Below are 20,582 nucleotides of genomic sequence, written 5' to 3'. Positions count from 1 at the left end.
CCATGCGGCGGCCCATGCTCTGTTCCGCTGCCCGGCGGAGTTGCCTGAGCTCCACCGGGCGCGCCCGGGGAAGGGACGATGGCTGGTCGTGCGGGATTCTTACGGCTATCCGACTACCTTGTCAAGGAATGTGAAAAATATGCATCGAGGTGCGTGTGCGGGAGCGCGGCCTCCTCGTGCGGGGCATGGAAGGGGGTGTGGCGCGGCGGGCCCACGGACGAAGGGTTTGCCCATGCCTCCGATCGCTCGCCGGCCCTCGCATCACCGCACCCGGCCCCCGAAACGCACGTTCCCCGCGGTACTCGTCGCGCTCGCGGCGGTCCTGCTCCTCGCCGGGCTCGCTTCGTGCGGTGGCCAGGCGTCCCAGAAGACCTCGCGCGGCAAGCCTGCCCCGGCTACGACGCCGTCCACGCGTCCTCCGTCGACGTCCTCCACGCCGACGTCCGCTCCTCCGACGTCCGCCCCGCCCACTTCTGGTCCGTCGACGACGCCAGATGGGGGAGGAGTGTCGCCGTCCGAACCTGGTGCGAGGTCGGGAGGGGCCGGCCTCGATCCGCGCTTTGCCACGTGCGCCAAGGCCAACGCCGCCGGATACGGCCCGTACTACCGGGGCACCGATCCCGAATACGCCTGGTACGAGGACCGGGACCAGGACGGCATCGACTGCGAACCCCGGAACGGCACCGAACCGTCGACGCCGGTTCCGTCACCGAGTGGTGAGCCGTCTACCTCGATGCCCTCCGAAGAGCCGTCCGCGCCCGGTCCCAGCGAGATTCCCTCGGACTCGGGGCCGAGTGAGGAGCCGTCGGAGTCCGGTTCGAGCAGCGGGCCGTGAGTCGCCCGCCCGTACCGACCGGGGTGCCGCCAGGCCGGTCGTCCTGCTGACCGTGCTGGCACTCGTGGTCGCCGGCGCGGTGTCCCTGCCGGGCCGTTCCCGGCCGTTATCGTCCTCGGCGGGGTCGGCGCGGACACGAGCACCATCAGGTCGTCCGGCGCCGCCGTCATCAGCTACGACCCCCTCGCGGTCGGGAAGGAGGGCACGGCGCGCGGCAGCAAGCAGGGCGCGTTCTACAGCGTCTACGGGTCGTCGAGCGGCACCGGGCTGCTGGCCGCCTGGGCCTGGGGCGCGAGCCGGATCATCGACGTGATCGATCAGTCGGGCAGCGGCTGCGTGCCGGCCTTCCGCGGGATCGCCCAGGAGAGCGGCGCGCAGCCGCTGAGCAGCGCCTACTCCGAGCAGCCGCGGCTCGGCGACGCGTTCGGCTCCTACACCGGCAACCCGAGCGGGCTCCCCGTGGACACCCACGAGATGGTGGCCATGGTCGCGCCGCGCGGGCTGTTCATCATGGAGAACCCGCACATCGACTGGCTGGCCGCCAGGTCCGGGAGCGTGGCGGGGCTCGGCGCGGGCGACAACATCACCTACTGGTCGGACGCCCAGGACGGCACGCACTGCGCCACCCGCTCCGAATGGCAGGCGCCGCTGCGGGCGAACATCCAGAAGTTCCTGCTGCGCTCGGGCGGCTCGACCGGCGGGTTCCGGATCGCGGGCGGCAAGGCCGGCGACCTGTCCCAGCGGAGGGACTGGCAGACCCCGCCCTTGTCCGACGGCCCCGGCGCCCCGCTGGCCACGCCCCCGACGACGCCTCCCACGACCCCGCTGACCACACCGCCGCCGTCCGGGGCGGGGTGCTCGGCGACCGTGTCGACCAACCAGTGGACGGGTGGCTTCGCCGCCACGGTCCGGGTGACGGCGGGCTCCTCGCCGGTCAACGGCTGGACGGTCGCCATGACCCTGCCGTCCGGCGCGAGCATCACCAACGCCTGGAACACCGACCGCAGCGGGAACAGCGGCGCGGTCCAGTTCGGCAATGTCGCCTTCAACGGCTCTAACGCCCCCGGCCAGTCGACCGAGTTCGGCTTCCAGGGGACCGGGACCGGCACCGGAATGGCTCCCGCCTGCTCCGCCGGGTGATTCTAGGGAAGGCCCGGTGCCTCACGCACCGGGCCTTGCCGGTTGCGGCCGGTCCGGATCCGGATCATCCGCGCGATATCGGGAAGGACTGAAAGCGACCTGCGGACGAGCGGCCCGTTCCGGCCCGGTGCCGGGCGGAACGATCGCGACATCTAAGGTCATAGGGGAGGACGACGACTGGGGCTTCTCCCACCGGACGGTGCGGGGGCCCGCTTGACTCTGGGGCGGCAGCAGTGAAGGTCAAAGAGATCATGACGAGCCCGGTGATCACCGTGGACCGGGACGCGCCCGTGCCCGACGTCGCGGCCCTGCTGCGCGCCCGCCGGATCAGTGCCGTCCCGGTCGTGGACGCCGACGGAGCCGTCGTGGGCCTGGTCAGCGAGTACGACCTGCTGGCCCGGGAGGGGGACGCCGCCGCCGACGTGATGACGACCGGCGTCATCAGCGTCACCGAGGACACCGATGTCGAGGAGGCCCGCCACCTCCTGATCGAACGGCGCATCCGCCGCGTCCCGGTCATGTCGGGCCGCGACCTCGTCGGCATCGTCGCCCGCTCGGACGTCATGGCGCTGCTCACCACCGAGTGGGCGTGCGCCGTCTGCGGCGAGGTCGTCCGGGGCGAGCGCGCGCCGGCTCGCTGCCCCAAGTGCCACGCGACCGCCGACCGGTTCGCCCTGCAGGAACCCCTCCCGGGCGCCTGAATCACCCGGCGGGCCGGTCGCCCGCTACGCAACGGTGCGTCTGGTCATCCCTTCGCCATCCGGCTCGATACCCCACGAGAACACGACGCGGGGGTGGACGCGGATGAGATCGTCCCCGAAGTACGACCCTTCCGGGGCCTGCTCCACGGCGGTCTCGGCGCGTCCCCGGATCTCGATGCCGCGCGCCTTCCAGGGCTGGACGGACGCCAGGTCGTCGACGACGAACGCCACCTGGTCGTTGCGGCCCAGATTCCGGTACTTGCGGCTCTCGGCGAGGTTCCAGCCGCGGATGTCGATGGTGCCGGTCTCGGCGTTGTAGGTGAAACCGACCGGGTTGTTCTGCGGGTCGCCCTTCGGGCCGACCGTGGCCAGCCGGCCCAGGTGCTGCGTTGACAGGTACTCGCGTTCCACATCGGTGAGGCTCATGCCGTCCACCGTGCAACCTCAACCGGGATTGAGGTCAAATCCGGCGATGACCCTCCGGAGCCTGGGCGACATCTCGTCCGGCAGCCCGTCCAGCGGGAACCAGCGCGCCTCCAGGACCTCCGCCGCGTCCAGTTCGAGCCGCCCGCCGACGATCCGCGCCTCGTAGTAGGTCTCGACCCGGTGCCGGAAGCCGCTGGCCAGCCCCAGTGGAGGCCCGGGGACCTCCACCTCCAGGGCCGTCTCCTCCCGCACTTCGCGGGCGACCCCGTCCTCCAGCCGCTCACCGGCGTTGACGTATCCGCCGGGCAGCCCCCACGCGCGGTACTCCGGCCACAGCCGGTGCCGCAGCAGCAGGATGCGCCCGCGCTCGTCCCGGACGACCCCGCCCGCGTACACCAGGAACGTCCGGTGCCGGAGCCGCGCGAGCCGCCACTGCGCCCGCCCGCCGAGCCGCTTCCACACCGGCGCCGCCCACGCCCCGATCCGCCCGCGCACCCGGCGCTCCACGCCGAACGGGATCTTCATCAGCGAAATGCTAGCGGTCGGCCGGACGACCCCCGGCATCCGCTATGGCTCTGATCACATCCGGCCGGATCGGGATCCCCGGCGCCACCGCCGTTCGTCCCACACAGGAGTCCACGACGGGGGAGGACGCTGTGACGACCATGATGGAACGCGCCAAACCGGAGGCGAGGCCCCGGCACCGGGCCCACGTCCGCCTGCTGCGCAAGGTCGCCGTCGCGGCGGCCGGCTCGGCCCTGATCGTCGCGGGCGTCGCCATGCTCGTCCTGCCGGGCCCCGGCGTGGTCGCGATGCTGGCGGGCCTCGGCCTCCTCGGCACCGAGTTCCCCACCGCCCGCCGCCTCAGCACCCGCCTGAACACCCACGCCAAATCCGCCTGGCACAAAATCCGCACCACTGCCAGAGCCAGGAAGGCAAAGGGCTAGGAAAGCAAAGGCTAGGACGGCACTGCTCTGCTGGCATCGCCTCTCGTCCTTACCGGCGGAAAGGCATGTTCACCGCGTCAAGCCCGCCGCCGCGGCGGCGGGCTTGACGCGTTTCCGAAGGCAGTGCGGCCTCAGGGCTTGTAGCCGGCCTCGGTGAGGCGGTGGGCGGCGCGCTCTCGTTCTTCTTCGGCGAAGAGGGCGGCGAAGCGGGGGTCGGCGACCTGGGCTTCTACGGAGAGGTCCAGGCGGCCGCGTTCGTGGAGGGCCGTGAATCCGTCGGAGATGTGGGGAGAGGCGAGGAGGAGCTTCGCCGCGCCCACGCCGCCGTGCTCTGTGACCATGCTCAGGAACGCGGACGCGTTGTAGTCGGCCTCGGTTTTCGTGCGCGTGTAGAGGAGCAGCATCGCGCTGTGGAATTCGGCGGCGAGACGCGCGTCGTCCGGCTCGGTGGCCGCGGCCTCCTCAGGGGGGCGGGCGGTGCCGGCGTTGTCCATGAACCAGTCGAGCGCCTCGATGAAGTGCTTGATTCCGTCGCCGGAAAGGGCGCCGATGGGGAAGTTCGGGCGCTTGTCCAGGCGGTCTTCGGGGATGTCGACGCCGTCGATGCGGTTGAGGCGCCGGCGGTACTCCTCGCGGAGCGCCGTGTCGTCGAACGGGGGACGTTTGGCCAGGTGCTGGAAGACGACCTCGACGCTGGCGCTGCGCGGGTAGAGGACGACCGGCCAGATCCAGCCGCGGGAGTCCGTGGGGTCCTCCAGCCACGGAAAGCAGCTCGTGTTGGTCTTACCGCTCCCGAAGTCGATGTTGCCGCCCTTGCCGATCCAGTGCTCGAGAACCTGGGTCGTCAGCTCGACGGTCTCGTCTCCGTGGACGGACAGCTGGTTCTCGAACCGGCCGAGGAGCCGGTCCCAGTCGTCCCCGGAATCCTCGGCGTCCTCGGGGGTGTCCATGCCGATGAGTTTCGCGAGGGACCCGGCGGTGAGGCGCTGGGCGGGGTCGGCGGCGCCGCCGTCGGAGAAGGTCACGCCCTCGGTCTCCAGGACGGCGCGAGGCGTCTCGGCGCGCTCGTCCGGCCAGCGGAACGAAGGGGACACCGTGCCCTCGGAGGTGAGGACCCGGTGCGCGTTCTCCAGGCCGGGACGGGACGCCATGTAGCTGCCGACGCCGGCGGGGTTGGAGCCGATGACGGCGGCCAGGTCGCCGAACGTCGTCCACGAGCCGGTGGGCAGTTCGGCGAGCAGGCGCCGGAGCAGCACCCAGGTGCGGCGCTCGTCCTCGAGGTCGGAGCCGCCGGGGAGCGGCGCCGGCCAGAGCGCGACGCAGCGTTCGGTCAGTGCCTCGGCGCGGGCCAGGATCTGCGCCTTGCCCCAGCGGGGCGCGTCGGCGATCTCGCGGTTCATGTGCAGCGCGCTGGCGTCGAAGATCTCCTGCTTGCGCTGGAACGGGTGGTTGGAGAGCTTGGAGTTGTCGCCCGTCAGCGTGAGGTTGCCGAGGGTGTGCAGGAGTTCGGCGTGCAGCTCGGCGGGGCCGTCCTCGTCGGTCACCTCGGCGGACAGGAGGTCGAGCCAGTCCTGCGTGACGGTCTGCGGCATGACGTGCTCGATCGTGAGCTTCGCCGCCGCGAAGTCGACCGGCTCGCTGGACTCGTGGCTCTGCTCCAGGCGCTTGAGGACGAAGAAGCGCTGGTTCGGGCGTCCCGACCAGTAGAACGGCCGCGTCCGGACGGCGGTGCGGAGCTGGTCGTCGGACGGCCAGTAGCGGCGCTCCCCGGAGAGGTAGCGGTGCACGGCCTCGTCGATCGGGCGGTCCGCCTCCAGTTCCCTGGGCGCGCTGTTGAGGATGCGGTTGAGGTTGTTGGTGGGCATCCCGGCGATCATCCGGCGGACGAGGAAGCTCTCGACGAAGGAGAGGGACCGGGCGACCTGTGCGGCCGTGGTCTTGCCGTGGTCGAGGAGGTCGAGCATGTGCAGGGCGATCGGGAAGGTGATCTGCCCGCCCCACTCGTGCAGCCGCAGCAGGGCGGCGCGGAGCGCGGCGTCCTCTTCCCTGGCGGGCTCGATGACCCGCATGAGGAGCCGGCCCCGCCGGTACAGTTCGGCGATCTCGCCCTCCAGCGCCTCCTCGCCGCCCTGGCGGACGATCTCGCTGAGACGCCGCTGCTGGGCGCGGTAGATCTCGCTCTGCTTGGCGCGGTAGTCGCCGCGGATCACCAGGTCGAGCCAGGCGAGGAGCTCCAGATTGTCCGCGCCGAGCTCCTGCTGCATGGGCAGCCAGATCCTCGTGTAGACGCGCTCGCCGATCGTCGGGAGGAGCATGAAGACGTAGTTGCGGAGCAGGTCGGTCTGGCTGAGCTTGACGCCGGTGTTGTTGAGCGACTCGAAGATCCGGTACACGTTGTCGCCGTGCTCGGCGGTGATCTCCACGACGGACAGCCGGCTGCGGACGACGGTCTCCAGCCGCTTGAGCGCCTCCACGTCGCCGTCGGGGTCGTAGTCGATCAGCGCCTGCTTGAAGTAGCGGTACGCGGCGCCGATGCGGTCGCTGCCGCCGGCGCCGGCGCCGCTCTCCATGCAGGCGGCGAACGCCTCGCGGTCGGCCTGGGTGGGCAGCAGCCGGAAGTGCTCCAGGCCGTCGCGGTACTCGTTGACGAGGTACTGCTTGTGGATGCGGCCCGCCTCCCGCGGCGCGATGTCCCTGAGGCGGTCGCGCAGCGCGCAGCACGCGAGCATCAGCGTCGTGAGCCGCTGCTGCCCGTCGACGACCAGCCACCGCTGGATGTCCCCGGCCGACATCGTGCCCGGCGCGAGGACGACGGAGCCGATGAAATGCGCCGGCCGGTCCTCACCGGCCGCGATGATCTCCGCGTGTTCGAGGATGTCCGCCCACAACCGAGCCCATTCCCGGTGCCCCCAGCTGTAGGTCCGCTGGTACAGCGGAATCTGGAACTGCTTCTCACCCTCGATGACCTTGAAGAAGGAGAATTCACGAGCCTGCATGGGGAACCTTCCGAACGGACTGTCGCGGGTTGAACATCAATACGAACTGGTTATGGTGCCGGTTTTTCCCCAGTCACGGTAAGTAACGGAGTAGAGTGAATGAGAGGCGGGAGCCATGGTGACTTTGCTGGAGAGGTCGATCTCCAGGCGCTCGGGAAGGTGGTCGAGGCCGGTGACCAGGGTGTAGGCGACCTGGGTGAGATTGCTGCCGAACGCCCGGTAGAACGGGGCGACAGGGCCGTCGGACACGAGCCGCACGGCCGCTGCGGTGCCGTGGTAGGTGATCCGTCCGGTCTCCGTGCTTCGGCGGAGTGACGGGGTCTGCCGAAGGAGTTCCAGAATGTTGTACGGCGACGACACCCACCTTACTTCTGCCGCCGCCCAGGCAAGGATATTCTCGCCTGTGCGGAGGGATTCCGTATCGATGGGCTGGCAGATCTTCGGACTCGCGCGGAAGTAGGCGCAGTTTCCGACAATTATTATCCGTGGTCCTGTCAGGCCGCTGTACAGTTCCTCGGCGAGTTCGGTCCGCACCTCGAAGTTGTAATTGGTGCTCTCGCCGGCCTGGTAGTGGAGCGTGCCCTCTGAATCGAACACATCCGTGCTCTGGTCCATGCCACCTTCCGCGGTGAAGGCGGCGGTCTTCCGCGCAGAGACCGCTGCTTCGACGGCCGCACCGACCGCCGCCGGTGTGGTGGGCGGGCCCGTGCGGGGCATGGCGGACCGGGGCTGCTGGACGGCGGCGGCCGACCGGGAATTGCCGGCTGTCGGAGAGGCGGTGACGGCCTGGGACTGTTCATGTGTCCCGCCTGTGGGCGCCATCACTGCGATTCCTGCAAGTAGGGCGAGCGCGGTTGGTATGCCTATCGCGAGAGCCGCGCGCTGGAAGACCGGGTGTTTGGTGGAGGCGTTCGCCGGCGGGAGTTTGACGGTGGTCCAGCGGGTGGTGCGGTCGTTGGTGAGGGTTTGGTCGTCGGCCATGGCCAGGGCGTGGCCTTGGGCGAGGGCCTCGGGGGCGGTGATCGGGCCTTGGGAGTGTTCCAGCAGGCGTAGGAGGATGTCGCGGCTGTGCGGGCGTTTGGCCGCGTCCTTGTGGAGGGCCTGGGCTACCAGGTCGCGTAGGGGGCCGGTCAGGCCGCCGAGGTCCGGTCTGCCCTTGACGATGCGGTTCATGACGGCGGGGATGGTGTCCTGGCCGTAGGGCGGGTGGCCGTTCGCGGCGTAGGCGATGGTCGCGCCCCAGGCGAAGACGTCGGCGGCGGGGGTGACGGTGTCGCCGGCCAGCTGTTCCGGGGCCATGTAGGACGGTGTGCCGATGACCGTGCTGGAGGCGGTGACCGTGGCGTCCAGGAAACGGGCCACGCCGAAGTCGATGACGCGGGGGCCGTCCGGGCCGACGAGGACGTTGCCGGGTTTGAAGTCGCGGTGGACGATGCCGGCCTCGTGGATCGCGGCGAGGGCGGTCGCCGTCCCCACCGCGAGGCGGTAGAGCGCCGGGCCGCTCTGCGTGCCGTGCTCCGACACGAGATCGCGGAGGGACGGGCCGTCGATGAACTCGGTGACGACGTAGGGGAGGCCGTCGTCCTCGCCCGCGTGCAGGATCTCGGCCGTGCAGAAGGACGCCACCTTGCGGGCCGCCGAGATCTCCCTGAGGAACCCGTCGCGGGAGCCGCCGTGGTCGTGCAGGACCTTCAGCGCCACCCGGTCGCCGTTCTCGTCCTCGGCGAGGTAGACGACGCCCTGGCCGCCCTCGCCGAGCCGTTCGATCAGCCGGTGGCCGCCGAGCCTTTCGGGGTCGCGCGAGGTCAGCGGCCTGCGGCCGGTCATGCCCGGCCGCAGCGCGGGTGTGCCGACGGGGGATGCATGAGGTGGGCCCGCCCTTCCTGGGGTGCGCGGCGGCAGGGGTGGGGGAGCCCGGCCACCGTCCGGCCGCCGGGCGGTCGCCGTGATCTGCGGACACGCCACCACGCCACCGAGAGCAGCGCACGCGTGAACTCGATCAACGCGCAGAGTAGCACCGGGTGTGAGGGTGAGGGACGAGGTTGCCGGGTTGCGGCCCGACAGAGTGGGATTTTTCGGTACATGGCCGTTAGTGGCCGCGTGTTACCGGCGGGCGGTGCTCGCGCTGGTCACCAGGGGGATGGCGAGGGGTGTGCGAGCGAAACGTTGTGAATTCGATCAACGCGTCATTTGCGTTTTGATGGCAGGGAATTGGAAGACGCGTTACCTTGTCGCCAGGTGGTCGCCCACGGTGAGAGGCAGGGACGGCATGGGGCATGGGTCTCGGTGCGAAGGGTTTCACGAAGGGGCCGCGCCTTTCGGGGTTCTCGGCGAACGGGTCGACGGCCTGACCGAACTCGAGGACGCGGCGCTGGCGGCGGTATCGGCCGAGGACGTGCGGGAGGTCCTGCGCCTCGGACCGCCCGAGCTGCAGCGCGCCGTCCTCGACGTGGTGCGTCTCGGCGCGGCGAAGAAGATGCCCGCCGGAGCGATCGAGCAGGTGCTCCGCACGATGCGTCACGGCGACCGGAGGCGCAGCGGCCGGCTGCGGCTGCTGCTCGGCGGCGTCTTCGCGCACGGCTTCGGCAACGCCGACGAGCTCGGCCCGGACGACTGCGTCGCGCTGCTCGGCGCCGACACGGCGGAGGACGTGCTGGAGCGGGCTCCCGGGCTGCGGAGCCTGCTGGAATGGGACGCTCCGATCGCCTTCGTGCGCTGGGGGCTGGTGCGGGCCGTCGCCGAGGACCGTCCGCTCGCGGTGGTGGCGCTCGGCCTGCTGGCGGCGGAGCCGGCGGAGCGGATGCCCGGAGCGCGTGACCTGTGGGACGCCCTCCGCGAGGAGCATCCCGAACTTCCCGAACGACCGGTCGATGCGCTGCGGCTGCACGCGATCGCCGCCGGGGACCGGGAGGCCGCACCCGAGCCGGGGCGGCTCGCCGTGGAGCTGGACGAGCTGCGCGGACGGTTCGCGAGCGCCGCGGACGCGGCGGACCGCGTCGCCGGGCGGCTGCGGGACGGCCATCGCCCCGACGACGGTGATCTGCTGCTCGTCCAGGGCGTCGCCGCGGGCTTCGACGGGCTGGCCGCGCGGATCCTTCCCGGAGAGCAGCCGGTCGAACTCGACGAGCTGGCGGCGGTGGTCCAGGCCGTGCTGGAGGCCGGCCGCAGGGACGACCGGGTCCGCGACCTGCGGTACGTCGAGGGGCCGGAGTCGGAGACCGAGCTGCTCGCGGAGCTGCGGCGGGCCGCGGCCGACGGCGACGGGGAACTGGCGGTGCTCGCCGAGCTCATCGAGCTGTGCGCGAAGGACCGGCTGCGCGCCCCCGTCCTGGCGGAGCGGGCGCGCGCCGAGCTGCCGGAGCGCTGGCATCGCCTCATCTACGTGGCGCTGATGGGAGACCTCACGATAGGGACCGGCGAGCGGCCCGCCCCCGCCCCCGCCCCGGTGGAGCCGGACCCGGCGGTGCCGGAACCGCCGGACGTCCCGGACCGGCCCCTCGCCACCGACGCCCACCGGGTCGCCGGTGTGCCCGCGCCCCGGGAGGCGCCCGCGGCCGAGACCGTCCCGCCGGACGCCCCCGAAGACGGGCTGGCCGCCCTCGACGCGTTCCTCGAAGACGCGACCGGACCGCCGCCGGAGCCGGCCGGACCGCCGCCGGAGCCCGCACCGCCGCCGGAACCGTCCGGCACCCGCGCCGAGGACCGGCGCGAGCAAGCGGTGGCCGAGCAGCCCGAGCCCGCGGCGGCTCCGGAGCCGGGGCCGGCCGACGGGCTGGCCGAGGCGGAGGCCGCGGCGCTGCGCGACCGCCGGTTCGGCCTCGCGGCCTGGCTGCGCAGGGCGGCGGGGCGTCCGGACGCCGAGGTGGACGCCCGCCGGTGCGCGGCGCTCGCCCCGGAGATGGGGGTGTTCGCGGGGCCGCTGTCGGCCGAGTTCGCCGCCGCGGCCCGCGACCTGGACGCCAAGGCGCTCGCCGACGATCCGGCAGGCGCGCTGCTGGCGTGGGCGGCCGCGATCAGGGCGGGCCTGGTGTATCCGGAGACGGCGCGGCTGGTGGAGAACCTGAACGTCGTCGTGTCGGGACAGGCGGTCCTTCGGGAGTGCGGCGAGGCGTTCGCGCATGCGGCGCGGGCCGGGGTGTACCTGAGCCCCGGCATGGACGGTTGGATCCGCGGTGCCGCGAGGCTCGCGCAGGCCCGCGACGACGCGTCCAAGGAGGCGGCGCGGCTGCTGGAGGAGGCGCCGCGCCGCACCATCAAGCTCGCCCGTGCCACCGAGGTGTGGAAGGCGCTGCTGCCGGCGGACGGCGAGATCCGCCGGCTGCTGCGGCCCGCCGCTCAGGACGACGCGGCGCGGGCCGGTGAGGTGGCGGCCGAGGTCGTCCGGCTGCGCGGCGGCGCGGCGATCGAGCGGCTCATCGAGGACACCGATCGGCGCGTCAACAGCCCGAAGAAGGGCAAGCCGATCATCGCGGGCGCCCGGCGCAAGCTGCACGAGCGGATCGACGACGCGCTCGCCGCGGCCGGGCGGTGGGCGGCGGCGGTGAAGGAGCACGAGGACGCAGCCTCCGGCGACCGCGACTGGCGGGCGGGGCCGCTGCGGCAGCTGCGCGACGCCGTCACCGGGCGGCGGGAGGAGGTCGGCGCGGCGTTCGCCGCGCTGGCGGACGCCGCGGGCGAGGAGGCCGCGGCCGCCGCCCGCCATCTGCTCGACGGCGCGTTCGCCCTGCTGGACGGGGCGCGGCCGCCCGAGTCCGAGTCGCCCGCGGCCCGCGTCCTCAACCGTGACCTGCTGCCGGCCGCCGGCCTCGCCCTGGACTCGCGCACGCTCCGGCCGACCGGCGACATCACCCTGGAGGAGCTCGTCGCCGTCGCGCACGCCGGGCCGCCCGACTGGGGGAAGGTGTTCCAGGCGCGGGCCGAGCGGCTCGACCACGAGGGCACGCGCGCCGTCGTGTCCGTGCTGGAGGCGGTCGACACGGAGGCCGCCGCGCGGCTCGGGGCCCGCCGGGACGACCTGGTTCGCGACGCCCGAGCCGCCAGGGACCGGCGAGTCGAGGGGCTCCGCGACCAGATCGCGATGGCGCGCCGGGACGGGTCGCTGTCCGAGGGCGAGGAGCGCGAGGCCGAGGAGGCGGTGCGGCTCCTCACCGCCGACCGCCAGGACTTCGACCGCATCGGACGCGAACTCGACGCGCTGCAGGACCGGCTGGAGCGCTGGTGCGAAACGAGCGTGCAAGCCGCGCGTGAGGCGCTCGCCGAGGCGCGGGAGGCCGGCGACCTCCGCGAGGCGGACGTGCGGCGCATCGAAGGCCACATCGAGGACCGCGACCTGACGACCGCCCGCGAGTTCATCGCGCAGCTGAAGGCCGGCAAGCAGCTCCCCGAGAAAGCCGACAGCCCCGACTTCCAGCGCTTCTACCCCGCGTTCCCGGACGTCTTCCACCGCCACTCCCGGCAGACCGGGAAACGCGCCCGCAAGCAGGAGACCAGCGAGTACATCGACGTGCTCAAGGAGGCCCTGATCGCCGGGCGGGACGTGACCGATCCGCAGCTGGAGGGCCTGCTCGCCGGGGCCGGCATCGACATCCCGCAGCTGCGCGAGGCGTCCCGGCGGGTCGCGGGGGAGGGCCTGCGCAAGTGGCTGAACCTGCGCGACGGCCGCAGCAAGACGCCGGGGAACCTGCGCTCGCTGATCGACGCGATCCTCAAGATGATCGGGCTGGAGGGGACGCAGGGCGACGCCGACCAGGGCCCCGACCGGATGCGGATCGTGCTCGACGGCGTCCGGCACGTCGGCTCGGTCGGCGGGGCGCTGCTGCCCGCGTTCGGTTCGCAGCAGAGCCCGTCCGGCGGGCGGCTCCGGCTGCTGCTGCACTGGGGGCGTCCCGGTCCGCAGCAGCTGATCGACCTCCTCGGCGGGCAGCCCGAGGGCGAGACCGTGCTCGTGCTGTACTTCGGCGTCCTGTCGGCCGACGACCGCGCCCAGCTCGCCCAGGCCGCCCGCAAGCGCCCGGCGCCGGTCGCCGGGGTCCTGGACGACGCGGCGATCGCGTACCTGGCGTGCCGGCCGCAGGACTGGTCGGTCGCGGTCGCGCTGATGGCGCCGTTCACCGCCACCGACCCCTACGCCCCCACGGGCGGCGTCCCGGAGGAGATGTTCTACGGGCGGTCCGAGCAACTCCGCAAGGTCACCGACCGCAGGGGCCCGTCGTTCGTGTTCGGCGGGCGGCAGCTCGGCAAGTCGGCGCTGCTGCGCAAGGCCGAACGCGACCTGGCGTCCGACCCGGACCGGACGGTGATCTTCGAGACCATCCAGACGGTCGGGAAGGTCCGCTCGCTGTCGCTGTGGCCGATGCTGGGCGACCGGCTCGCCAAGGCCGGCGTCGTCCGGTCCGGGCTGACCGGCCGCGACCAGGTGATCGACGCGGTCCGCGGGTGGGCGGACGCCGACCGCAACCGGCAGCTGCTCATCCTGCTGGACGAGGCCGACGCCTTCCTCAACCGGGACGCCGAACGGGGCCGCTTCGAGGACGTCACCGCCCTGCGAACCCTCATGGAGGACACCGGCCGCCGCGTCAAGGTGGTGTGGGCGGGCCTGCACCAGACCGCCCGCTTCCACGGCCTGCCCAACCAGCCCCTCGCCCAGCTCGGCGAGCCGATCGCGGTCGGCCCGCTGGACCCGCAGGACGCCTTCGACCTGCTGGTGCGGCCGCTCGCCACGCTCGGGTTCGCCTTCCCCGAGACGCTCGCCGCGCGGGTGATCGCCGAGGCCAACAACGCCCCGGCGCTCGTCCAGCTGTTCGCCGGGAAGCTGCTCGCCCTGCTGCGGGAGACGCCGCGGACCCTCCCGTACGAGATCACCCGGGAGGACGTCGCGGAGGTCTGGCGGAACCAGAACCTCGTGGAGGGCTTCCAGAAGCGGTTCGACTACACCCTCACTCTCGACAAGCGGTACAAGGTCATCGCCTACACGGTGGCGCTGCACGCCCTCGGTGACGGCGCGGGCGAGGCCCTCACCGTCCGGCAGCTGCGGGAGGAGTGCCGGTACTGGTGGGCGCGGGGGTTCGAGAACTGCAGCGGCGACGACTTCCGCAGCCTCCTCGCCGAGTGCGTCAACCTCGGCGTCCTCGGCGTGGACGGGGGCCGGTACCGGCTGCGCACCCCGCACGTGCTGCGGCTGCTCGGCGGCGTCCGGGAGATCGAGAGCGTGCTGGAGGGCGCCGCCGACTTCGACGACCCGGACGCGTTCGACGCGCACTCCTACCGGATGCCGCACCAGGACGGGCCGGACCGGGCCCCGCTCAGCATCGGGCAGATCACCGGGCTGCTGCGGCCGGGCCGCCTCGTCCACGTGGTGGCCGGGTCGGCGGCGCTGCACGCCGAGCGGGTCGCGGCGTCGCTGCGGACGATGCCCTCCGACCGGCCCGACCTGGAGATCCGGGCCGTCCGGCCGGGGGAGGGCACCTTCGACAGCGCGGTGCTGCGCGCCCGCCGCCACCCCGGCCACGACGTCATCGTCGTCGACCTGCACGCGGCGCGGGACGGCGAGCAGTTCGAGCGGCGGTTCGCCGAGGCGCGGCGCGCGGTCGCCGACCCGTCCGGGGAGGGAACCCTGTCCGTCGTGCTCGTCGCCGGCCCCGCCGCGGCCGCCGGCTGGCTCCGGCACACGGCCGACGACGACGTCGAACTGGTGCCGCTGCGGCGGTTCGACGCGCCCGCGATCCGGCAGTGGATGCTGGAGGACTCGCTCGGCTTCCCCGACGACGCCGGGCAGCGCGACCTCCTCCGCCGCACCGGCGGCTGGCCGGCGCTGGTCGGGCGGGTCGTCACCGACCTCGCCGGAGGCGACCGCGACCGGACGCTCGACGACGTGCTGCGGCAGGTGCGCGCCAAACCGGCGGCGTTCCTGGGCGACACCGGGGTCCGCGCCGACCCCTGCCTCGCCGCCGCGTGGCACGTCCTCGTCGCCGAGGACGACCGCGGCACCCCCGCCGATCTCACCGCCCTCCTCACCCTCTACGCGGAGACCGAGACGCCCGGTCTCACCCCCGCCGACCTCCGCGAACACGGGTACGACGGGACGGCCGACCTGGTGGAGGCACTGCGCGTGCTCGGCGCGCTGGAGCCCGGCGAGGACGGGCTGGGCTGCGAACCCGTCCTCGCCGACGCGACCAGGCGGGCGGCGTCCGAGTGACCGCCACCGAGCCCGCCGCCACCGAGCCCGCCGCCACCGAGCCCGCCGCCACCGAGCCCGCCGCCACCGAGCCCGCCGCCACCGAGCCCGCCGCCACCGAGCCCGCCGTCACCGAGCCCGCCGCCACCGGCGACGCGCTCGCGGCGGTGCTGCGGGCGGTGGCGCTGGCGGTGCTGGAGCGGCCGTCCGCCGCCCGGCTCCCGTCCGACCCCGGCGAGCTGGCCGGGGAGCACGCGCCGCTGCTGCTGGAGGCGGTCGAGCGGTTCCCGGCACTGCGCCGCCGCGCCGCCGCGCGGATCACCGGCGCCGGCGAGGAGGTCCGCGCGCTGGCCGCCGTCCTGCTGCATCCCGACGACGGCGTCGTCCGGGCGGGGCTCGGCTGGATCGGGCGCCGGGGACGGGCCGCCGAGCGCGCGGACCGGGACGCCGGACGCGCCGCCCGCCGCATCGACCACCTCCGCACCCGGCTCAGGACCGAGCAGGGCCGCCTGGAGTACGCGCGCCGCGACGCGCGGGAGGCGTCCGGGCAGCTCGCCGCCGCCCGGGAGGCACTGGCCGAGCGGGCGGAGCGGGCGGACGCGCTGACCCGCCGCCTCGCGGCCGAACGCGACCGCTGGACCGACCCGCGCGCCCTCGCCACCGCCCTCCTCGCCGTCCTCGAACAACCCCCGCCCACCGCCAACGCCGCGTCCCCACCCACCGGCCCCGGCGCGCCCCCGCCCGGCCGCGACGGCGCGCCCTCGCCCGCCGACCCTGGCATGCCCGGCGGGGAGCCGGCCCGGGCGGCCGGGCGGGATGCGGAGGAGCTCCTCGGGTTGCTGCGGGGGCTCGCCGAGCCGGCGCCGCCGCCGGTCGCCGCCACCGCCGAGCTCGGCCTGCGGGTCGTGCCGCTCGGCGGGGACGACCACATCGGCGGCTCCTGCGTGCTGGTGGAGGCGGGCGGGACGCGGATCCTCGTCGACGCCGGCCTCCGGCCCGGTGACCGCGCTGGGCCGCCGCGCGACATCGGCCGCGCGCTCGGCGGCCGGCTCGACGCGGTCGTCGTCACGCACGCGCACAACGACCACTGCGGCTACGTCCCCGCCCTGGTCGCGAGGCGTCCGGACCTGCGGGTCATCGCGTCGCCGGAGACCTCGGCGCTCATGCCGGTGATGTGGGCCGACACCGCCAAGGTCCTCGCGGCGCACGAGCGCGGCCGGGCCCGCTGGGGCGACTCCGGCGACGTCCTCTACGGGCCGCCGGACGTCGCGGCCGCGTCCCGGCGGCGCGAGGAGCTGCCGTTCGGGGTGCCGCGCCGGATCGGCGCGCTGACCGTCGAGCTGTTCCCGGCCGGGCACATCCTGGGCGCGGCCGGGGTCGTGGTGCGCGCCGGCGACCGCCGCGTCGTCGTCACGGGCGACATCTCGGGATTCCGGCAGGAGACGGTCGGCGGCTACGCCGTCCCCGAGCCGGCCCGCGGCGCCGACCTGCTCGTGCTGGAGTCGACCTGCTGCGCCGACGACCACGACGACCGCGACATGCGCGTGGGCGAGCTGGTGCGCGCGGTCGCGGAGGTCCACCGGGGCGGCGGCCGGGTGCTGATCCCCGCGTTCGCGCTCGGCCGCGCGCAGGAGATCGCGCTGATCCTGCGGCGGCACCTGCCCGAGGTGCCGGTGCGGGTGGACGGCATGGCCGCCGAGCTGGCCACCGTGTTCGCGTCCCTGGACCCGGCGCTGCGGGTGTTCGGGGGCGCCGCCGCGATCGCGGACCGCCCCGCCGAGCTGGACGCCTTCCGGACCGGGGTCGTCATCTCCACGTCCGGCATGCTGACCGGCGGCCCGGCCGTCCAGTGGGCGGGCCGGATCCTCCCCGAACCGGGCAGCGCGCTGTTCATCTCCGGCTACCAGGACGAGGAGTCGCCCGGCCGCGCGCTGCTGGACCTCGCGGAAAGGGGCGGCGTCTTCCCGCTGCCCGGCCGCGGCGGCGAGACCACCGTCCCGGTCCGCGCCCGCGTCGGCGTGATCCGCCTTTCCGCGCACGCCGACCGCCGCGGCCTCCTCGGGATCGCGGACGAGGTCGCCGCCCGGGAGGTCATGCTCGTCCACGGTATTCCGGGACGGCAGCGGACGTTCGCCGAAACCCTCCGCGTCCGCGGGGCGCGGCCGGTCGCGACGGGCCCGTGGCGGCCCGGTGACATGCCATGACGAATGGGGCGGATGTGATCTCCGAGGCCGGCGTGATCTGCCGGAGAATGGTTGTTACCTCCTGTGCCTTGACAGCCGCGAATTCCGTGAGTTTTAGGATTGCAACGGCGAATTATGACAAATCGAGTTGATCAGGTCAGGGGCTTGGCGGAATGGCCGCGCGGGTATAAGCGGAGCGGCATAATTCCTTACGATGCTGCGGAGTGCAGATGCGTCCTTCCCGCCCCTGTCTGGCCGCCCTCGGCGCGGCGACCCTCGCCGCCACATCACTGCTCTGGTCCGGTTCCGCCGCGGCGGCCGGCACCGGCTACGTCGCACTCGGGGACTCCTACTCCTCCGGCACGGGGGCCGGAAGCTACGACCCGGGGAGCGGGTCGTGCAACCGCAGCGCCAACGCCTACCCGAACCTGTGGGCGGCGGCGCACTCGACGTCGTCCTACAAGTTCGTGGCCTGCTCGGGCGCGACCACCGCCACCGTCGCGAGCGGCCAGCTCGGCGCGCTCAGCTCGTCGACGACGCTCGTCAGCATCACGGCCGGGGGGAACGACGCCGGATTCGCCGACGTGATGCAGACCTGCGTCCTGCACTCGACCTCGACCTGCCAGAGCAGGGTGGCCGAGGCCGAGGACTACATGCGGAACACGCTGCCCGGCCGGCTCGACTCCCTCTACGGCAAGATCCGCGCGAAGTCGCCGTCCGCGCGCGTGGTCGTGCTCGGCTACCCGCGCCTCTACAAGATCGTCAACGTGTGCGTGGGGCTGAGCAACACCAAGCGCACCGCGCTGAACGGCGCCGCCGACACCCTCGACGGCGTCATCGCCAAGGCGGCGGGACGCGCCGGGTTCACCTGGTCGGACGTCCGCGACGAGTTCGCCGGCCACGAGCTGTGCTCGGGCGACGACTGGCTCAACGCGGTGACGATCCCGATCGAGTCGTCCTACCACCCGACCGCGCTGGGCCACCGCCTCGGCTACCTGCCCGCGCTGACCGGGTCCGCCGCCCTCGCGCTCCAGAACCAGACCTGACCCGTCCCGCCCTCCGGCCCCGGCCGCACGCCCACCCCGGCGGCCGGGGCCGCCGTCCGCCCGGCGTCCGGAGCTGGCAGACTCGCCGGGTGAGGCCGCGGAGGCGGCCGGTGGGGAGGCACGCATGGTGATCGACGCCTGGATGCAGCACGGCACGGCCCGGTTCCTGCAGCACGAGATGCTGGATTCGCTGTGGCGGTGGCTGGGGCGCGAGGCGCCGGCGGAGGAGGTGCCCGTCGAGGCGACCGTCGCCGCCATGGACGCCGGGGGAGTGGACGTCGGCCTCATCAGCGCCTGGTACGGGCCGGAGGGCGACCTGGTGAGCAACGACGAGGTCGCCTCGTTCGTCGAGCAGGCGCCCGGCCGGCTCGTGGGCGTCGCCTCGGTCGACCTGCGCAAGCCCATGGAGGCCGTGCGCGAGCTGAGGCGGTGCGTGCGCGACCTGGGCTTCAAGGGGCTCCGCGTCGTCCCGTGGCTGTGGGAGCTGCCGCCCACCGACCGCCGCTATTACCCGCTCTTCGCGGAATGCGTGGAACTGGGCATTCCCTTCTGCACGCAGGTCGGCCACACCGGCCCGCTGCGTCCCAGCGAGACGGGACGGCCGATTCCGTACATCGACCAGGTCGCGCTCGACTTCCCCGAACTGGTCATCGTCGGCGGGCACATCGGCTACCCGTGGACGGAGGAGATGGTCGCGGTGTGCCGCAAGCACCCGAACGTCTATATCGACACGTCCGCGTACACGGTGGGCAGGTATCCGCCGGAACTCGTCCGGTACATGACGCAGGACAGGAACCACAAGGTCATGTTCGGCACCAACTATCCGATGCTGACCGCCGACCGGGCGCTCAAGGGCCTGGACGACCTCGGCCTGAGCGACCCGGCCAGGGAGGCGTTCCTGTCCGGCAACGCCGCGAAGGTGTTCCGCATCTAGTGATCTACAACGTAAAGGTCACCGGCGGAGCGTCCGGCAGGACAGCAGCCCGAGCGGGACGGGCGCCCAGAACGTGACCGCGCGGAACAGCAGGACGGCGTGCAGGGCCGGTCCCGCCTCGATGCCCAGGGCGGCGAGCGCGGCGACGAGCGCGGTCTCGGTGGAGCCGACGCCGCCGGGCAGCGGGATGGCGGCGCCGGCGGCGGCCCCCACCAGGTAGGCGGCGACGAGCGTCAGGAGGTCGGCGGGGCCCACCCCCGCGGCGGGGACGGCGAGGACGCTGAGCGCGAACGCCACCCCGAGGGTGAGCGTGGTCCCGGCGGACGCGGCCAGGGTGACCAGCAGGTCGCGCGGGCGGCGGCACAGGTCGGTGAACCCGGCGACGGCCCGTCCGACCGCGGCCGAGCGCGCCGCGCGGCGGCCCCACAGCAGCGCGGCCGGCAGCAGCACCCCGCCCGCGATCAGCAGCGGCACGGACGGCAGGAGCCCGGCGGCGTAGGCGGCGTGGTCGCCGAGGGCGTCCAGCATCCGGCCGTTCCCGCCGCCGAGGCCGAGCACGGCGCCGAGCAGCAGCAGGTCGGCGGGGACGCCCGCCACCTGCAGCACCGCGACGGCGACCGCGGCGCGCGGCAGCGGCAGGCCGCGGCAGACGAGGTAGCGGGTGTTGACCGCGGCGGCGCCGAGGCCGCCCGGGGTGATCCGGTTCGCGGCGGACGCGGTGAACTGCGCGAGCGTCGTGGCGACCAGCGGCAGCGGCCGGCCGGCGGCGCCCCGCAGCGCGATCGCCGAGGACACGTAGTGCAGCAGGCACAGCACGATCAGCGCCGGCAGGAACTCCCAGCGCAGGTGGCCCAGCGCGGACACCGCCGGGCGCAGCGGCCCGAGCGTCACCAGCAGGACCGCGGCGGTGCCGGCGAGCAGGACCCCGAGGATCGTCCAGCGGGCCCGGTGGATCCGCTGGACGGCGGCAGGCGGCGCGGTGCGGACGCCGAGTTCGGCGAGTTCGCCGAGTTCGGCGGGCACCGCCCGTTCGGCACCGGCGGCGATCGTGTTCACACCCCACTGTTCGCTGACGGGAATGAAGAACGTGTGACCGGCTGATACCCGTTGAAGCGAACGATATGGGACGTTTCACCTGGTGGGTCCGCGGGGCCGGGAGGCTCGGAGCGCGCCGTCCCGCCGGATACTTCCGCGCCGCTGC

The 20,582-nt window shown here is 73.5% G+C and carries 13 protein-coding genes; 8 read left to right on the top strand and 5 right to left on the bottom strand.

All coding sequences use genetic code 11. The features are described from left to right. Positions 1-139: 139 nt before the first annotated feature. From ABZ806_RS01250 to ABZ806_RS01240, 3 genes are all read left to right on the top strand, one after another. A complete protein-coding gene (locus ABZ806_RS01250; protein WP_500214774.1) occupies positions 140-835 on the top strand; it encodes an excalibur calcium-binding domain-containing protein in 696 nt (231 codons plus the stop codon). Positions 836-943: 108 nt separating this feature from the next. Further along, positions 944-1,975, top strand: a complete 1,032-nt coding sequence (locus tag ABZ806_RS01245; RefSeq protein ID WP_500214773.1) for a glucuronyl esterase domain-containing protein — start codon at positions 944-946, stop codon at positions 1,973-1,975. Positions 1,976-2,226: 251 nt separating this feature from the next. Further along, positions 2,227-2,676 carry a CBS domain-containing protein gene (locus ABZ806_RS01240; RefSeq protein ID WP_500214488.1) on the top strand — a complete coding sequence of 150 codons (450 nt, stop codon included), beginning with the start codon at positions 2,227-2,229 and terminating at the stop codon, positions 2,674-2,676. 24 nt (positions 2,677-2,700) lie between these two features. Here the strand turns inward: ABZ806_RS01240 and ABZ806_RS01235 are convergent, their stop codons facing one another. Together ABZ806_RS01235 and ABZ806_RS01230 are read right to left on the bottom strand one after the other, a co-directional pair. Beyond that, positions 2,701-3,102, bottom strand: coding sequence for a PPOX class F420-dependent oxidoreductase (locus tag ABZ806_RS01235; RefSeq protein ID WP_500214486.1), 402 nt, complete (start codon positions 3,100-3,102; stop codon positions 2,701-2,703). An 18-nt stretch (positions 3,103-3,120) separates the two neighbouring features. Then, the gene (locus ABZ806_RS01230) at positions 3,121-3,627 is read right to left on the bottom strand and encodes an NUDIX domain-containing protein (RefSeq protein ID WP_500214485.1); all 507 of its coding nucleotides are present in this window, start codon (positions 3,625-3,627) and stop codon (positions 3,121-3,123) included. Positions 3,628-3,767: 140 nt separating this feature from the next. On the opposite strand from ABZ806_RS01230, the gene ABZ806_RS01225 reads away from it, so the two are divergent. Beyond that, positions 3,768-4,049: a PGPGW domain-containing protein gene (locus tag ABZ806_RS01225; RefSeq protein ID WP_500214772.1), complete on the top strand. Its 282-nt coding sequence runs from the start codon at positions 3,768-3,770 to the stop codon at positions 4,047-4,049. Positions 4,050-4,180: 131 nt separating this feature from the next. On the opposite strand, the gene ABZ806_RS01220 is transcribed toward ABZ806_RS01225, so the two are convergent. Together ABZ806_RS01220 and ABZ806_RS01215 are read right to left on the bottom strand one after the other, a co-directional pair. Continuing rightward, positions 4,181-7,045, bottom strand: coding sequence for a DUF262 domain-containing protein (locus ABZ806_RS01220; protein ID WP_500214483.1), 2,865 nt, complete (start codon positions 7,043-7,045; stop codon positions 4,181-4,183). 36 nt (positions 7,046-7,081) lie between these two features. Next, positions 7,082-8,872 (bottom strand): serine/threonine-protein kinase, encoded by a 1,791-nt coding sequence (locus tag ABZ806_RS01215; RefSeq protein WP_500214481.1) that lies wholly within the window; start codon positions 8,870-8,872, stop codon positions 7,082-7,084. Between the two features lie 442 nt (positions 8,873-9,314). Here ABZ806_RS01215 and ABZ806_RS01210 point away from each other — a divergent pair, with 442 nt between their 5' ends. The 4 genes from ABZ806_RS01210 to ABZ806_RS01195 all read left to right on the top strand — a co-directional run bounded on the left by ABZ806_RS01210 (position 9,315) and on the right by ABZ806_RS01195 (position 19,381). Then, positions 9,315-15,239 carry a hypothetical protein gene (locus ABZ806_RS01210; RefSeq protein WP_500214480.1) on the top strand — a complete coding sequence of 1,975 codons (5,925 nt, stop codon included), beginning with the start codon at positions 9,315-9,317 and terminating at the stop codon, positions 15,237-15,239. After that, positions 15,236-17,422: an MBL fold metallo-hydrolase gene (locus ABZ806_RS01205; protein ID WP_500214479.1), complete on the top strand. Its 2,187-nt coding sequence runs from the start codon at positions 15,236-15,238 to the stop codon at positions 17,420-17,422. Before ABZ806_RS01210 ends, ABZ806_RS01205 begins: the two co-directional genes overlap by 4 nt. Before the next feature lie 209 nt (positions 17,423-17,631). Further along, positions 17,632-18,447 carry an SGNH/GDSL hydrolase family protein gene (locus ABZ806_RS01200; protein WP_500214477.1) on the top strand — a complete coding sequence of 272 codons (816 nt, stop codon included), beginning with the start codon at positions 17,632-17,634 and terminating at the stop codon, positions 18,445-18,447. Positions 18,448-18,571: 124 nt separating this feature from the next. Then, complete coding sequence (locus ABZ806_RS01195; protein WP_500214475.1) at positions 18,572-19,381, top strand: amidohydrolase family protein; 810 nt, start codon at positions 18,572-18,574, stop codon at positions 19,379-19,381. Positions 19,382-19,399: 18 nt separating this feature from the next. On the opposite strand, the gene ABZ806_RS01190 is transcribed toward ABZ806_RS01195, so the two are convergent. Next, complete coding sequence (locus tag ABZ806_RS01190) at positions 19,400-20,437, bottom strand: lysylphosphatidylglycerol synthase transmembrane domain-containing protein (RefSeq protein WP_500214474.1); 1,038 nt, start codon at positions 20,435-20,437, stop codon at positions 19,400-19,402. Between the last annotated feature and the right edge of the window lie 145 nt (positions 20,438-20,582).

Origin of the sequence: Spirillospora sp. NPDC047418 (assembly GCF_040643275.1) — a bacterium.
In the GTDB taxonomy this organism is placed as follows: Bacteria; Actinomycetota; Actinomycetes; order Streptosporangiales; family Streptosporangiaceae; genus Spirillospora.
Note: the sequence above shows the minus strand (reverse complement) of the source record. Positions and strands in the feature narration are given on the sequence as shown.

Bases quoted from the DNA above. Each gene is read 5' to 3' on its own strand.
- ABZ806_RS01250 (WP_500214774.1), top strand. From the start codon at position 140: ATGCATCGAGGTGCGTGTGCGGGAGCGCGGCCTCCTCGTGCGGGGCAT.
- ABZ806_RS01240 (WP_500214488.1), top strand. From the start codon at position 2,227: ATGACGAGCCCGGTGATCACCGTGGACCGGGACGCGCCCGTGCCCGAC.
- ABZ806_RS01235 (WP_500214486.1), bottom strand. From the start codon at position 3,102: ATGAGCCTCACCGATGTGGAACGCGAGTACCTGTCAACGCAGCACCTG.
- ABZ806_RS01230 (WP_500214485.1), bottom strand. From the start codon at position 3,627: ATGAAGATCCCGTTCGGCGTGGAGCGCCGGGTGCGCGGGCGGATCGGG.
- ABZ806_RS01225 (WP_500214772.1), top strand. From the start codon at position 3,768: ATGATGGAACGCGCCAAACCGGAGGCGAGGCCCCGGCACCGGGCCCAC.
- ABZ806_RS01220 (WP_500214483.1), bottom strand. From the start codon at position 7,045: ATGCAGGCTCGTGAATTCTCCTTCTTCAAGGTCATCGAGGGTGAGAAG.
- ABZ806_RS01215 (WP_500214481.1), bottom strand. From the start codon at position 8,872: ATGACCGGCCGCAGGCCGCTGACCTCGCGCGACCCCGAAAGGCTCGGC.
- ABZ806_RS01210 (WP_500214480.1), top strand. From the start codon at position 9,315: ATGGGGCATGGGTCTCGGTGCGAAGGGTTTCACGAAGGGGCCGCGCCT.
- ABZ806_RS01200 (WP_500214477.1), top strand. From the start codon at position 17,632: ATGCGTCCTTCCCGCCCCTGTCTGGCCGCCCTCGGCGCGGCGACCCTC.
- ABZ806_RS01195 (WP_500214475.1), top strand. From the start codon at position 18,572: ATGGTGATCGACGCCTGGATGCAGCACGGCACGGCCCGGTTCCTGCAG.